At 58.1% G+C, this 13526-nt stretch carries 16 protein-coding genes; 8 read left to right on the plus strand and 8 right to left on the minus strand.

The annotated features are described in order from the left end of the window. The coding region (locus AB5Y90_RS13195) for an ISAs1-like element ISAs1 family transposase (RefSeq protein WP_368166602.1) at window positions 1–1027 on the minus strand (1027 nt) is incomplete at its 3' end. 88 nt (window positions 1028–1115) lie between these two features. Between AB5Y90_RS13195 and AB5Y90_RS13200 the strand changes: the two genes are divergently transcribed. Beyond that, a complete protein-coding gene (locus AB5Y90_RS13200) occupies window positions 1116–1292 on the plus strand; it encodes a DUF2065 domain-containing protein (RefSeq protein ID WP_368167005.1) in 177 nt (58 codons plus the stop codon). A gap of 81 nt (window positions 1293–1373) precedes the next feature. Here the strand turns inward: AB5Y90_RS13200 and ispB are convergent, their stop codons facing one another. Continuing rightward, on the minus strand, window positions 1374–2345 hold the full coding sequence (gene ispB / locus AB5Y90_RS13205; RefSeq protein WP_019444890.1) for an octaprenyl diphosphate synthase: 972 nt from the start codon (window positions 2343–2345) through the stop codon (window positions 1374–1376). 242 nt (window positions 2346–2587) lie between these two features. Here ispB and rplU point away from each other — a divergent pair, with 242 nt between their 5' ends. The 4 genes from rplU (at window position 2588) to AB5Y90_RS13225 (ending at window position 6314) form a co-directional block, all read left to right on the plus strand. Beyond that, on the plus strand, window positions 2588–2899 hold the full coding sequence (rplU, locus tag AB5Y90_RS13210; protein ID WP_005304210.1) for a 50S ribosomal protein L21: 312 nt from the start codon (window positions 2588–2590) through the stop codon (window positions 2897–2899). A gap of 17 nt (window positions 2900–2916) precedes the next feature. Then, window positions 2917–3174 carry a 50S ribosomal protein L27 gene (gene rpmA / locus AB5Y90_RS13215; RefSeq protein ID WP_005339028.1) on the plus strand — a complete coding sequence of 86 codons (258 nt, stop codon included), beginning with the start codon at window positions 2917–2919 and terminating at the stop codon, window positions 3172–3174. Between the two features lie 200 nt (window positions 3175–3374). Then, window positions 3375–4577: an Obg family GTPase CgtA gene (cgtA, locus tag AB5Y90_RS13220; protein WP_005339026.1), complete on the plus strand. Its 1203-nt coding sequence runs from the start codon at window positions 3375–3377 to the stop codon at window positions 4575–4577. A 366-nt stretch (window positions 4578–4943) separates the two neighbouring features. Beyond that, the gene (locus tag AB5Y90_RS13225; RefSeq protein WP_005339025.1) at window positions 4944–6314 is read left to right on the plus strand and encodes a YjiH family protein; all 1371 of its coding nucleotides are present in this window, start codon (window positions 4944–4946) and stop codon (window positions 6312–6314) included. Between the two features lie 84 nt (window positions 6315–6398). Here the strand turns inward: AB5Y90_RS13225 and AB5Y90_RS13230 are convergent, their stop codons facing one another. After that, window positions 6399–6737 carry a hypothetical protein gene (locus AB5Y90_RS13230; protein WP_368166957.1) on the minus strand — a complete coding sequence of 113 codons (339 nt, stop codon included), beginning with the start codon at window positions 6735–6737 and terminating at the stop codon, window positions 6399–6401. Window positions 6738–7041: 304 nt separating this feature from the next. On the opposite strand from AB5Y90_RS13230, the gene AB5Y90_RS13235 reads away from it, so the two are divergent. From AB5Y90_RS13235 to AB5Y90_RS13245, 3 genes are all read left to right on the plus strand, one after another. After that, the gene (locus AB5Y90_RS13235; RefSeq protein WP_100646708.1) at window positions 7042–8031 is read left to right on the plus strand and encodes a luciferase-like monooxygenase; all 990 of its coding nucleotides are present in this window, start codon (window positions 7042–7044) and stop codon (window positions 8029–8031) included. A 3-nt stretch (window positions 8032–8034) separates the two neighbouring features. Continuing rightward, on the plus strand, window positions 8035–8481 hold the full coding sequence (locus tag AB5Y90_RS13240) for a VOC family protein (RefSeq protein ID WP_307895426.1): 447 nt from the start codon (window positions 8035–8037) through the stop codon (window positions 8479–8481). A gap of 123 nt (window positions 8482–8604) precedes the next feature. Next, window positions 8605–9105, plus strand: a complete 501-nt coding sequence (locus AB5Y90_RS13245) for a 2TM domain-containing protein (protein WP_201945831.1) — start codon at window positions 8605–8607, stop codon at window positions 9103–9105. Between the two features lie 125 nt (window positions 9106–9230). Here AB5Y90_RS13245 and AB5Y90_RS13250 read toward each other — a convergent pair whose 3' ends face one another. Genes AB5Y90_RS13250 through surA form a run of 5 tightly spaced genes read right to left on the minus strand, consistent with a single transcriptional unit; the run spans window position 9231 to window position 13521 of the window. Further along, a complete protein-coding gene (locus AB5Y90_RS13250) occupies window positions 9231–10052 on the minus strand; it encodes a symmetrical bis(5'-nucleosyl)-tetraphosphatase (RefSeq protein ID WP_307895425.1) in 822 nt (273 codons plus the stop codon). Between the two features lie 6 nt (window positions 10053–10058). Then, entirely contained in the window at window positions 10059–10421 is a 363-nt protein-coding gene (gene apaG, locus AB5Y90_RS13255) for a Co2+/Mg2+ efflux protein ApaG (RefSeq protein ID WP_158111936.1), read from the minus strand. Between the two features lie 4 nt (window positions 10422–10425). Then, window positions 10426–11238: a 16S rRNA (adenine(1518)-N(6)/adenine(1519)-N(6))-dimethyltransferase RsmA gene (gene rsmA, locus AB5Y90_RS13260; RefSeq protein ID WP_040065075.1), complete on the minus strand. Its 813-nt coding sequence runs from the start codon at window positions 11236–11238 to the stop codon at window positions 10426–10428. Beyond that, window positions 11228–12223 carry a 4-hydroxythreonine-4-phosphate dehydrogenase PdxA gene (gene pdxA, locus AB5Y90_RS13265; RefSeq protein WP_158111937.1) on the minus strand — a complete coding sequence of 332 codons (996 nt, stop codon included), beginning with the start codon at window positions 12221–12223 and terminating at the stop codon, window positions 11228–11230. The genes rsmA and pdxA overlap by 11 nt, the downstream gene beginning before the upstream one ends. Beyond that, complete coding sequence (gene surA / locus AB5Y90_RS13270; protein ID WP_005349338.1) at window positions 12223–13521, minus strand: peptidylprolyl isomerase SurA; 1299 nt, start codon at window positions 13519–13521, stop codon at window positions 12223–12225. Before surA ends, pdxA begins: the two co-directional genes overlap by 1 nt. Between the last annotated feature and the right edge of the window lie 5 nt (window positions 13522–13526).

The following is a 13526-nucleotide window of genomic DNA, read 5'->3' on the forward strand; positions in this document are numbered from 1 at the left end:
GAGCACCACAATTGCTCTGTTTTACGATATTCAATACGAACCGCCGGAATAGCGCCATATTCTCGACCGCATCCTCCATCGCTATCCTGGAAGCATCCTCGTTGAACACCACATCAAGAATGTAATGCTGGCTGTTCTCTATCCGCCAGTGCTGCCGTATATAGTGCCCTAGCAGCTTGTGCTTGGGGGATAACGAGCTGACATAGTAAGAGGTATCTACCGTTCCTTTTCCGTTGGCGCTGCGGTGACGCTCAACGGCAATGATGCTGCGGATTGTCGGCCATTTCTCCGTCAACTCTGGCGGTAATTTGGCTTTTAATTGAAACACATAACGCTCTTCCTGGCGGCCATGTCCACTCTCTTTGTGCTCGACGACAATCTTCTCTTTCTGGGCGTCAAACAGTGACTGGAATTGCGATTGAACCGCTTGATACAGCTTCGGTTGATTATTCTTGACCTGTACCACTACATGAGCCTTCTTCTCGCTGATTTTCTCCAGTGTCTCACGCTGACAATGCAACGCATCGAGTGTGACAACGGCTCCTTTTAGCTCAAGAATGTCCAGCATATCTTTGACGGTTTCGATTTCCCCCTTCTTGTTAGGGGTTGCTTTCTGGCTTAACACCAGCCCATTTTCGGTATCGTAAGCCGTGACCAACTGAAGCGCATCCTTGGCATTTCCCCGAAAGGAGCCGCGTAACACCTTGCCATCAAAGGCAATGATGGGTTTGCCCTGATGAGTGCGCTGTTCATTGACCCAGCACAGCAACGCTTCAAGCAAGGTATCGATGACAATGCAGCGCAGAATGCGGGCAACCGTGTGACGCCGCGGGATGCCGTTGGCAAAGGGGCGATGCTGACGGAGCCAATCGATCTTTGAATCGCCATAGGTTTCGATGTCATTCCAGCCCTCGGCACCACTCATGATGGCACTGATGACAAGGAACATGACATCAACCAGGTTATGTTTACGATTGATCTCAGAGCGAGTTTCTTCGACAAGGGTAAGGTGTTCAATCAACGTCATAGCGCGTGCCTCCTGCATGGAGACGCGATTAGATCACAGACGATCTGCCTGTTCAAATTTCATTAACAAAGTGCGATCCCGCCCTGCCATGCTGATGGGGTTGGGATTGCTGTTGTTGTTCGAGGGGCTCGGCCCGCTGTTGATGCCCAGGGCATGGCAGCAGATGTTGCGGTTGCTGAGCGATCAGCCACCGGAGCAGTTGCGCCGTATCGGCGGCTCGCTAGTGGTGGCTGGTAGCGTGATCCTCTGGATGCTGAGTCGCTGAGTCTGTCGCAATGAACAGTTCAGCAGATAGTAGACAATAAAAAAGAGGCCGAAGGCCTCTTTTTTCATGCATCTCGTTTACTCAGGCACTGCGCTGCACAGCCATGTGGGCCAGTGTTTCCAGCGCCTGTTTGTGCGGGGAGTCCGGCAGGATGGCGAGGGCGGCAATGGCCTTGTCGGCCTCTTCTCTGGCACGCATGCGGGAGTACTCCAGCGCGCCAGTGCGGTCGAGAATGCCGAGGATTTGCTCAAGATGCTCCATGCCGTTGCGGTGCTCGATGGCATCGCGCACCAGCTGGCGCTCTTCCGGCGTGCCCACTTCCATGGCGCGCAGCAGCGGCAGGGTCGGTTTGCCTTCGGCTAGATCGTCGCCGACGTTCTTGCCCATCTCTTCGCTCTGGGAGCAGTAGTCCATCACGTCATCGATGATTTGGAACGCGGTGCCCAGATACTTGCCGTAATCGGTCATGGCCTGTTCGACGGGCTCCGGCTGATGGGTCAGCACGGCGGCGAGTCGGGTAGCGGCCTCGAACAGCTTGGCGGTCTTGCAGTAGATGACCGTCATGTAGCTCTCTTCGGTGGTGTCCGGATCGTTGCAGTTCATCAGCTGCAACACTTCCCCTTCGGCGATGGTGTTGGTGGCATCCGAGAGGATCTCCATCACCCGCAGGTTGGAGAGTTCGGCCATCATCTGGAAGGAGCGGCTATAGAGGTAGTCACCGACCAGCACGCTGGCGGCATTGCCAAACATGGCGTTGGCGGTCTCCCGGCCGCGGCGCAGGTCGGATTCGTCGACCACGTCGTCATGCAGCAGGGTAGAGGTGTGAATGAATTCGATGATGGCGGCCAGTTTCAGGTGATCCTCACCCTCATAGCCCAGCGCACGCGCAGCCATCACGGTCAGCATGGGGCGCATCCGTTTCCCGCCGGCGCTGACAATGTAGAAACCCAGCTGATTAATCAGACTAACGTCGGACTGGAGTCGGGCCAGGATCAGTTCATTGACCGCCGTCATGTCGGCGGCACAGAGCGCACGGATAGTCTGTTGGTCCATAAGTCTCGTAACGTGACAGCAGCAATAACTGCGATTTTAGTAATGGCAGGGATTCTACACGATTTCACAATGGGTTACAGTTAGGCGTTTATCCACGGCGGCAGATATGCGCACAAAATAAACTTTTTGCTAAATTGGCCTTGCCTGAGCAGATCGATTTGCGTAGAATGCCCGCCCATTGTTATAGGTTTTTGCGCATGTCTAGCCTTGAGCAAAAGACATGCCTTTACGGAGTTAATCAAATGTACGCGGTATTCCAAAGCGGCGGAAAACAACACCGTGTGGCCGAAGGTCAAATCGTTCGTCTGGAAAAGTTGAACGTTGAGACTGGCGCTACCATCGACTTCAACGAAGTTCTGATGGTTGCTGCAGGCGACACTTTTAAAGTAGGTGCTCCTTTCGTTGAAGGTGGCAAGGTTGTAGCTGAAGTTGTGGCTCACGGCCGTGGCGAGAAAGTGACTATCGTCAAGTTCCGTCGTCGTAAGCACCATCGTAAGCAAGCGGGCCACCGTCAGTGGTTCACTGAAGTCAAAATCACTGGCATCAGCGCTTAATTAGAGGAGTCCGATAAATGGCACACAAAAAAGCTGGCGGTTCATCCCGCAACGGTCGCGATTCTGAAGCTAAACGCCTGGGCGTGAAGCGTTTCGGCGGCGAAACAGTTCTGGCTGGCAGCATCATCGTTCGTCAACGTGGTACCAAGTTCCACGCTGGCACCAACGTTGGTCTGGGCAAGGATCACACCCTGTTCGCTACCGCGACTGGTAAAATCCTGTTCGAAGTTAAAGGTCCGCTGAATCGTAAGTACGTTAGCATCGTTGCTGAGTAATTACGGACCGCAAGGATCCGAAGCCCCGCCAACAGGCGGGGCTTTTGTTTTTCTGACGTCTTTCTGATGTCGTTGACGAAAAAACGGAACGCAGCTGACTTTGGCTCTGACGGGCATGATTGGCAAGATGCGTATCGCCCGCAGGGGTCTGTACCACTATAATTGCGTATCGGTTTTTCGAATTAAGGTGACGGTTACCTATGAAGTTTGTTGATGAAGTCCAGATTCGAGTCGATGCCGGTGACGGTGGTAACGGTTGTGTAAGCTTTCGCCGTGAAAAATATATTCCCAACGGTGGTCCGGACGGCGGTGACGGCGGTGACGGTGGCGACGTATATCTGATCGCCGACGAGAACCTCAATACCCTGATCGACTACCGTTTCGAGCGTTTCCATGCTGCCGAGCGCGGTGAGAATGGCCAGAGCGCCAACTGTACCGGTCGCCGCGGCAAGGACAAGATCCTGCGTGTGCCGGTCGGTACCCGAGCGACCGATGAAGATACCGGTGAACTGCTGGGGGATCTGACCCACCACGAGCAGAAGCTGCTGGTTGCCAAAGGTGGTTTCCACGGTCTGGGCAACACCCGCTTCAAGAGCTCCGTCAACCGTGCTCCCCGCCAGAAGAGTAACGGTACTCCGGGTGAAGTGCGTACCCTGAAGCTGGAGCTGCTGCTGCTGGCCGATGTCGGCATGCTGGGTCTGCCCAACGCAGGCAAGTCTACCTTTATTCGCGCCGTTTCTGCGGCTCGCCCGAAAGTGGCTGATTACCCCTTCACTACCCTGGTACCGAACCTGGGTGTGGTGCGTGGTGAAAACTCCCGCTCCTTCGTGATCGCCGATATCCCGGGTCTGATCGAAGGTGCTGCCGAAGGCGCAGGTCTGGGTATCCGCTTCCTGAAACACCTCGAGCGTTGCCGCGTGCTGATCCACCTGGTGGATATCTGCCCGGTTGATGGCTCCGATCCTGCTGAAAATGCCGTGACCATCGTCAAGGAGCTGGAGAAGTACAGCCCGGAACTGGCTGGCAAGCCGCGCTGGTTGGTGTTTAACAAGATGGATCTGATCCTGGAAGAAGAAGCCCAGGAGGTGATGGATCGCGTCAAGGCGGCCCTGAACCACGAAGGTCCGGTCTATGCCATCACTGCCATCAGCAAGGAAGGCACCAAGAAGGTCTGCTACGACATTCTGGATCTGCTGGATACCATGCCCCGTCAGCTGGCGGAAGATGCCAAAGACGCCATCGAGAAGGTGGAGTTTAAGTGGGACGACTACCACAAGAACCAGCTGGCCAAGGCTGAAGCGGAAGCACTGGCTGCCTCTCTTGCCTTCGATGAAGGGCTTGATGATGACGATTGGGATGACGACGAAGATGATGGCGTTGAAGTCATCTACGTCCGTGACTGATCCCCGTCACTCTCATTGAAAACCGGAGCCTGAACAGGCTCCGGTTTTTTTATGTCTATCGAGCAGCAACTCATTAGATATATTTATGATGTCACTTATTGCCTGCCACTGATAACCGATTATACTGCCCACCAAAATTAACAATAACGAAACAATCATCTGGCGATGTCGATTGAATCGATATGCGCAGCTGTATCTTATTGTTTTAATGGAAGGTTTGCCTGTGGAGATATTTATGCGCAGATTTCTGCCTTAAGGGCTTGTTTGTGCATTTTTTTAGAGTATTCTTGCGCCCGTTTTGCCGGTTAATGCATGAATACGCAGGTTGGCCTGGCTAGGGAAAAGTAACATTAGGGCAGTTATATCATGTTGGAAAAGAGTCTCGAAGCACCTGCGGTCAATACTCGCCGTAACTTGTTGATGTTTCTGGTTCCGTCACTTATCGGGATCCTGTTGTTCATGACGCCGGTCGTCTATGACGGTAACGTCACCATCCCGGTGGCCGTGCTGGCCAAGCTGGTGCAGCGTGTTTTTGCCGATTATCTGGTCGCCATGGTCAGTGCGGTGATCACCACCACCATGCTGATGACGGTGATTGCCTGGTTGTTCAAGCCGGCGATTCTGGTGCGTCGTCCTTTCCTCAACAGCTTGTTCAATGTCTCCCCTTTCTGGGCCTGCGTGCGGGTATTGGGCGGTATCTTCGTGCTGCTGACCTTCTTCCAGGTGGGGCCAGAGGTGCTTTACTCCGGCGCAACCGGTGGACTGGTGCTCAACGATCTGCTGCCGGTGCTGTTTTCGGTCTTCATTTTTGCCGGCCTGCTGCTGCCGTTGCTGCTCGATTTCGGGCTGCTGGAATTTGTCGGCACCATGATGACCCGCATCATGCGTCCGGTCTTCCGGTTGCCGGGCCGCTCCGCAGTGGACTGCTTTGCCTCCTGGCTTGGCGATGGCAGCGTCGGCATCCTGCTGACCAGCAAGCAGTACGAAGGGAAGTTCTATACCCAGCGTGAAGCCGCGGTGATTGGCACCACTTTCTCTGCGGTCTCCATCACCTTCTGTCTGGTGGTGATCTCCCAGGTGAAGCTGGAGCACATGTTCGTCCCCTTCTACCTGACCGTCTGTCTGGCGGGCGTGGTTGCCGCCATCGTGGTGCCGCGTCTGCCGCCGCTCTGCTGGAAGAAGGACATCTATGCCGATGGCACTCCCCTGTGCCGCAAGCAGGAAGCAGTGCCGCACCAGCACAGCGTGATGAGCTATGGCTTCGAGCGGGCGCTGACCAAGGCTGACAGCATGACTGATCTCGGCGCAGTCGCACGGGAAGGGGTGAAGAATGCACTGGATATGGTGTTTGGCGTGCTGCCGGTGGTGATGGCGATCGGTACCTGTGCCCTGATGCTGGCCGAGCACACCCCTATCTTCAACTGGCTTGGCGCCCCGTTTGTCCCCTTGCTGGAGCTGCTGCAACTGCCGGAGGCGGAAGCGGCTTCCAAGACCATCATGGTCGGTTTTGCCGATATGTTCATTCCGGCGGTGCTGGCCTCGACCATCGAGAGTGACATGACCCGCTTCGTGATTGCCGCCATGTCGGTAACCCAGCTGATCTATATGTCGGAAGTGGGCGCCCTGCTGCTGGGCAGCAAGATCCCGGTCAAGTTGTGGGAGCTGTTCGTTATCTTCCTGCTGCGCACTCTGGTTACCTTGCCGGTTATTGCCGGGGTGGCACACCTGCTGTTCTAAGGGCGCAGCGCAGTGAAAAACGGTCAACCTCGGTTGACCGTTTTCTTTTTCGCAGTAACGGGAGAGAGTACCCCTTCGGTTGGCTCAGCCTGTAGTGACGGGACACTGGATGGTCAGCGAGTGAATTGTGTTGGCGATGCGATAGGGCTTGGCTGCCTTGTAGACCTTCTTCTCGTCGTCATAGCTTCCCCCCAGATACTGGGTGCTGTAGAGCGTCTGCTGGCGACGGTCGGTCTCCTTGTAACCTTGCGGGCAGGTCTGGTTGGCCTGCTGGAAGCAGGCTTTCATGCTGCTGCACTCGATGTAGAAGCCGCGCTGGCTGGTATCGGTAAGGTGCACCGGGGTGACGGTAGGGGCGGGGGGAGACAACAGGGCGCAACCGGAGAGCGTCAGCACGCCCAGCAGAACGAGATGTTTTGACATAGATAACCTGAACAGTGTGGTGTGACAAAGAGTGAGGGGGAGTCTATTGCTCCCCCTTCGCTATAGGGGCACCGTTATAACCAGCCAGGGGCGCTCAGGCCAGCCCGCAAATGTAAGAAAATATGACGCCCCCTGGGCATGCGCGGCCAGCAGGATGAGCGTTCAAACAATACTTGCCTGAGATTTGTTCCGTTCGATTGCTGCCGCTTGGCAGGCAGAGTGTGGCAGGAGATAGTGATTCATTCAGGTATCCCGTGCTACATTGCCCCACTTGTTACTGGCCTGTAAATCAATGGAGTGACCCATGTCTGCCATCCCCTATTCCGTGCTCGATCTGGTGCCTGTTGCCGAGGGTTCCGTGCCTGCCGAGTCGTTTCGCCGTTCACGGGATCTTGCCTGCCATGCCGAGGGTTGGGGTTACCAGCGCTACTGGCTGGCCGAACATCACAACATGCCGGGCATTGCCAGTGCCGCCACCTCGGTGCTGATCGGTCATCTGGCCGAAGCCACCACCACTCTGCGGATCGGGGCGGGTGGCATCATGCTGCCGAACCACTCGCCGCTGGTGATTGCCGAGCAGTTTGGCACCTTGGCTTCGCTCTATCCCGACCGCATCGATTTGGGCCTTGGTCGCGCCCCCGGTACTGATCAGCGCACCATGCGGGCGCTGCGACGTATGCGCAGTGGCGAGGTGGATGATTTCCCAGCCGATGTGCGCGAGCTGATGAGCTACTTTGGCGACGATATTGGCGCCGTGCAGGCGGTGCCCGGCCAGGGGCTGCATCTGCCTATCTGGCTGCTGGGTTCCAGCCTTTACAGCGCGCAACTGGCGGCGGTGATGGGCTTGCCGTTCGGTTTTGCCTCCCATTTCGCGCCCGCCATGCTGCTGCAGGCGCTGGAGATCTACCGCAGCCAGTATCGCCCCTCTGCGCGCTGGCCCAAGCCCCATGCGGTGGTCTGCATCAACATGATCGCCGCCGACAGCGAGCGGGAGGCCCGCTTCCAGTTCACTACCGTGCAGCAGCAGTTCTTGCGCCTTCATCGCGGTGATGCGGGCAAGCTGCCCGCGCCGGTCGTCCAGCTTGGCGACGAGTGGGCGCCCCGTGAGCTGATTGCGATGGAGCAGACCTTGGCCCGCTCGCTAGTGGGCAACCCGGAGCAGGTTCGTCATGGCCTCAAGGCGCTGCTGGCGGAAACCCGCGCCGATGAGCTGATGTTCAATGGGCCCATCGTCGATCATCAGGCCCGGCTGCGCTCCTTTGAAATTGCCGCCGAGCTGATGCAGAGCCTGTAAGCCATGACGAACCCTACTGTCGCGGTGGATGAGGTGTATTGGAATCCCATGGTACCAGAGCTGTCGGTTACCGATCTGGCTCGATCTCTGGTTTTCTATACCGGTTTGTTGGGCTTCTCGGTCCGCTATCGGCGCGATGACCCTCCTTTTGCTTATCTTGAACAGCAACAGGTACAACTGATGCTGGAGCAGGTACATCCGGCGGGTTGGCAGGTCGGGGCGCTGGAGCCACCGTTCGGTAGGGGGATCAATCTGCAGATGGAGCTTACCGAGATCCCGCCGCTACTCGACCGATTGCAGGCCGCCGAGATTGCACTTTTCCGGCAGCCCACTGAGGTCTGGTATCCAGTGGGCGAGATGCTGGCCGGGCAGCGCGAATTTTTGCTGCAGGATCCCGATGGTTATCTGTTACGGTTTGTGCAATCTCTGGGGGAACGAGCGGCTGGCTGACAAGATCAAAATCTTAACCATCTGATTTTAAAGGACTGTCAGATGTATGTCGGCTATCTGTCGTGTCACCTTTCGCGGCGTAAGCCCTATGCTGGCCCTGTCAATTACCACAAGGAGTTCGAGATGATCGTCAGGAAGTTGAGATTGCAACGGGGTTGGTCTCAGGATCAGTTGGCAACGTTGACTGGTTTGAGTGTCCGCACTATCCAGCGGATCGAGCAGGGGCAGCAACCCGGACTGGAATCTCTCAAGGCCCTGGCCGCAGTCTTTGAACTCGATGTGGCTCAACTGGATGGGTCAGAGCAACAGGAGCGCGAGATGAGAGGAAGTGACACTATGGGGCAGGATGCGGTGCAGGTATCGGCAGAGGAGCGGGCGGCAATGCGCTATGTGGAGGCGCTCAAGGGCTTCTATCACCATGTTGCCAGCTACGTGGTGGTGATCTGCGGGCTGTTTGTCATCAACTACCTGAGCAATCCGGAGTACATCTGGGCCTGGTGGCCGGCGCTGGGGTGGGGACTGGGGTTGGCGTCCCATGCTGTTCGGGTGTTTCAGCCCTTCAAACTGTTTGGCCCGGAGTGGGAGCGGCGCCAGATCGAGAAGCGGCTGGGGCGCAAGTTGTAACTTCATTCGCCGGAAAACAGGGAACCTAAAACAGCAAGCCCGGCAGATTGCCGGGCTTTGTTCTTGGAGCGGGTTGTAGCCATCCGTGCGGCAGCGATCGCGACCGCCTGATTGCAGTGCTACCCCTAGCTGGCGTGAACCGGGCAGGGGGTGGTGATCAGGGCATCATCCTCGTAGCGCCACAGGGTCAAGTTGTTGCCCCAGACACAGCCGGTATCGAGCGCTTTGATGTCGCTCTTGCCGGTGTTGCCCATCAGGGCTGCCCAGTGGCCGAACACCAGAATGGGGTCATCCACGTGGTGTTCGCGCTGTTCGAACCAGGGACGCAGCCCCGGGGTCGACTCCTTGGGCCCCTTCTTGCATTTGAAGTCGAGTCGGCCATCGAAGTAGCAGAAGCGCATCCGGGTGAAGGTGTTGATGATGTAGCGGTAGCGGTCGATCCCGACCAGATCATCTTTCCAGCCATCGGGCTGGTCGCCGTACATGTTGTGCAGCAGCCAGCTGTACTGGTCACCGCGCAGCAGGCTCTCTACCTCGCGGGCGCAGTTGCGGGCGGTGCGGACATCCCATGCGGGGGAGATCCCGGCATGCACCATCATGATGGGGAGATCCGGATGTTCGGCCAGCAGCGGGCGGTGGCGCAGCCACTCCAGCAGTTCATCCCGATCAGGGGCATCCATCAGGCTTTGCAGCTTGTCTTTCTTCTTGAGCGGTGCAACGCCATCAGCGACAGCCAGCAGGTGCAGGTCGTGGTTGCCGAGCACGCTGACGGCACGGTTGCCCAGCCCTTTGACAAAACGCAGGGTATTGAGGGAGTCCGGGCCGCGGGCGACCAGATCGCCGCAGAGCCAGAGCACGTCATTTTCGGGATCGAACGCGGCAAGATCCAGCAGACGGCGTAAGTCGTCGTAACAGCCCTGGATGTCACCGACAAAACAGTTCGCCATGAAACCTCAGTTGATAATATTGGGGATGGCCAGCGTGAAGGGGGCGATGGGCGCCTCAAACTGCTGACCAGAGCCATCTTGCAGGGTATAGCTCCCTTCCATCACCCCAAGTGGGGTCGCCAGCGGCACGCCGCTCTGGTAGCGGTAGGTCTCACCTTCGGCAATGACGGGTTGTTCCCCGACCACGCCCGAGCCTGCCACTTCCAGCATCTTGCCATTGGCATCGGTGATGAGCCAGCGCCGATGCAGCAGTTGCACCGGGCCAGGCCCCAGATTCTCAATCTCGATCAGATAGTGAAACTGGTAAGGGTCTTTGGAGCCCGCCACATACAGGGGGTATGGACGGATCTCGATGTGCGGGAGTGCCACCGGATCAGGCCTGTTGCTGATCCGCCAGCCAGTTGGCGATCATGACAAACTGCTCGAGGGAGAGATTCTCAGGGCGCAGGTTGCCATCGATACCAAGCTCGGTCAGCTGGGCGTCGGTGATGAAGTTGGAGAAGCTGTTGCGGATGGTCTTGCGACGCTGGCCAAAGCCTTCGGTACAGACGCGATTCAGACAACGAATGTCTTTTGCGACTATGGTCGGATTCTTGTGCGGGATCAGGCGAACTACGGCCGAGTCCACCTTTGGCGCCGGTTTGAAGGCGCCCGGACCCACTTCTAGCACAGGCACCACCTGGCAGTAGTACTGGGTCATCACGCTCAGCCGGCCATAAGCCTTGCTGCCCGGGCCTGCGGCCAGACGCAACACCACTTCCTTTTGCAGCATGAAGTGCATGTCTTCTACCCGATCAGCGAACTCGCACAGGTGGAAGATGAGCGGGGTGGAGATGTTGTAGGGCAGGTTGCCGAAGATGCGCAGCGGCCCCTTGCCTTCACCCATCAGGGTACTGAAGTCGAAGCGCATGGCGTCCGCTTCGATGACGGTCAGCTTGTCTTTGAGAGTCGGGTGCTCGCGCAGGCGAGCTGCCAGGTCCCGGTCAAGCTCGACCACGGTCATTTTGTCCATCTGGGCGGCGACCGGCTCGGTCAGCGCGGCCAGACCCGGACCGATCTCCACCAGATTCTGACCCGGCTGTGGGTTGATGGCGGCGACGATCTGATCGATCACATACCGGTCGTGCAAGAAGTTCTGACCGAAACGCTTACGGGCTGTGTGGCCCATGTGCACCTTACTGCTCATATCTTTTTTTCTCTACCATCTTGATGGCGTGGTTAATCGCGGTGACAAGGCTGCCCGGATCAGCCAGGCCCTTGCCTGCCAGATCCAGCGCGGTGCCGTGATCCACCGAAGTGCGGATGAAGGGAAGCCCCAGGGTGATATTGACCGAACTGCCGAAGCCCTTGTATTTGAGCACAGGCAGCCCCTGGTCGTGGTACATGGCGAGTACCGCATCCGCATCCTTGAGGTATTTCTCCTGGAACAGGGTGTCGGCCGGCAACGGGCCGACCAGATCGATCCCTTCCTGGCGCAGGGTGGCTAGGGCGGGTTCGATCACGTCAATTTCTTCACGTCCGAGATGGCCACCTTCCCCTGCATGGGGGTTGAGGCCGCAGACGTAAATACGGGGTTTGGCGATGCCAAACTTGGTGGCGAGATCCTCGTTGAGGATCCGGATCACCTTGCCGAGGCGATCCTCGGTGATGGCCATCGCCACATAGGCCAGCGGAATATGGGTGGTCGCCAGTGCGACCCGCAGCCCCTCGGTTGCCAGCATCATCACCACATCGGCGGTGTTGGATTGCTGGGCAAAGAACTCGGTGTGGCCGCTGAACGAGACCCCGGCCTGGTTGATGATCCCCTTGTGCACCGGCCCGGTCACTACGGCGGCAAATTCGCCGCTCATGTTGCCATCGCAGGCACGCTGCAGGGTCGCCAGCACATAGGCGCCATTGCCTTCGTTCAGCTCGCCCGGCACCACGGGGGCGCCGAGGGTGACCGGACAGACGGTCAGGGTGCCCGCCCGCTGCGGATGAGCAGGGGCGGTTGCGTCATAGGGCTCAAGCTCGATGCTGAGCCCCAGCAGGGCGGCCCGCTCGCGCAGCAGCGCCGGATCGGCGATCACCACCAACTGGTGGGGCCAATCCTGCCGGGCAATCTGCAGCACCAGATCCGGGCCGATCCCGGCCGGTTCGCCCGGGGTAACGGCAAGGCGACGGCAGCTCATCAGCTACCGGCTCCTTCGATCTGGATGTAGGCCTCATCACGCAGCTCATCCAGCCACGCCTGGGACTCTTCCACGAAGCGGCGATTGTAGATCAGCTGGTAGGCGCGCTGCTCCTGAGCCTTGTCGGTCGCATCCTGGCTGCGGCGATCTTCCACCTGCACGATGTGCCAGCCGTGGCTGGTACGGAACGGGGCACTGATCTGGCCCGGTTGCAGACGGTTGACCATGTCGCGGAACTCGGGGACATAGACGTTGGGATCAGACCAGCCCAGTTCGCCACCCTGCACCGCAGAGCCCGGATCTTCGGAGTACTTCTCCGCCATGCTGGCGAAGCTTGCCTTGCCGCTCTTGATGTCGTGCAGAATGCCATCCAGCATCCCCTTGGCTTTCTCTTCGCTCAGGATAATGGACGGCTTGATCAGGATGTGGCGGGCTTTCACCTCGGTCTGCATCACTTGCTGCTGACCCTTGGTGTCGAACACCTTGACGATGTGCAGGCCGGCACCGGAGCGCAGCGGGCCGACGATGTCGCCCTTCTTGGCACCCTGTACCGCTTCCGCCATCAGGGTCGGCATCTCTTGCGGGCTCATCCAGCCCCAGTCGCCCCCTTCCAGCGCCTTGGGTCCGTTACTCTCGGCAATGGCCAGTTTGCGGAAGTCGGCACCTTGCTTGAGGGCGGCCAGAATGCGCTCGATCTTGCTCTTGGCGGCATCCAGCTGGGCGGCAGTGGGGTTGTCCGGCAGGGCAATCTGGATATGGCCGACGTGGTATTCGTTCTGCTGTTGACCCTGTTTCTTCAGGATCTCCACCACCTGCTTCACCTCCTGCTCGGAGATGTTGATACGGCGGCGCACCTGGTTGCGGCGCACCTCGTTCATCAGGATCTCGCGGCGAACCTCTTCCCGATACTGGGCATAGGTCATCCCTTCACGGGCGAGCTGAGCGCGCAGCTGATCCAGGGTCATCTTGTTGTCGGCAGCGATGCCCTGAATAGCCTGTTCCAGCTGGGTATCGCTGATCTTCAGCCCCTGGCGCTCTGCCAGTTGCAGCTGCAGGCTCTCCTGGATCAGCCGATCCAGCGCCTGCTTGCGCAGGGTGGCATCGTCAGGCAGGGACTGGCCGCTCTCCTGGGCGGAGAGTTTTACCTTGTTGACCAGTGCGTCCTGTTGGCTGGACAGCACCACATCCTTGTTGACCACGGCCAGAACCTTGTCCATCAGCTCGGGCGCAGCCAGTGCGGCTTGGCTCATGGCACCGAACATTCCCGCGGTCAGCAGGGCAATCAGGGTCTTTTTCATATCCA

The organism is Aeromonas sp. R4-1 (assembly GCF_040908325.1).
GTDB classification, from domain to species: Bacteria; Pseudomonadota; Gammaproteobacteria; order Enterobacterales; family Aeromonadaceae; genus Aeromonas; species Aeromonas veronii.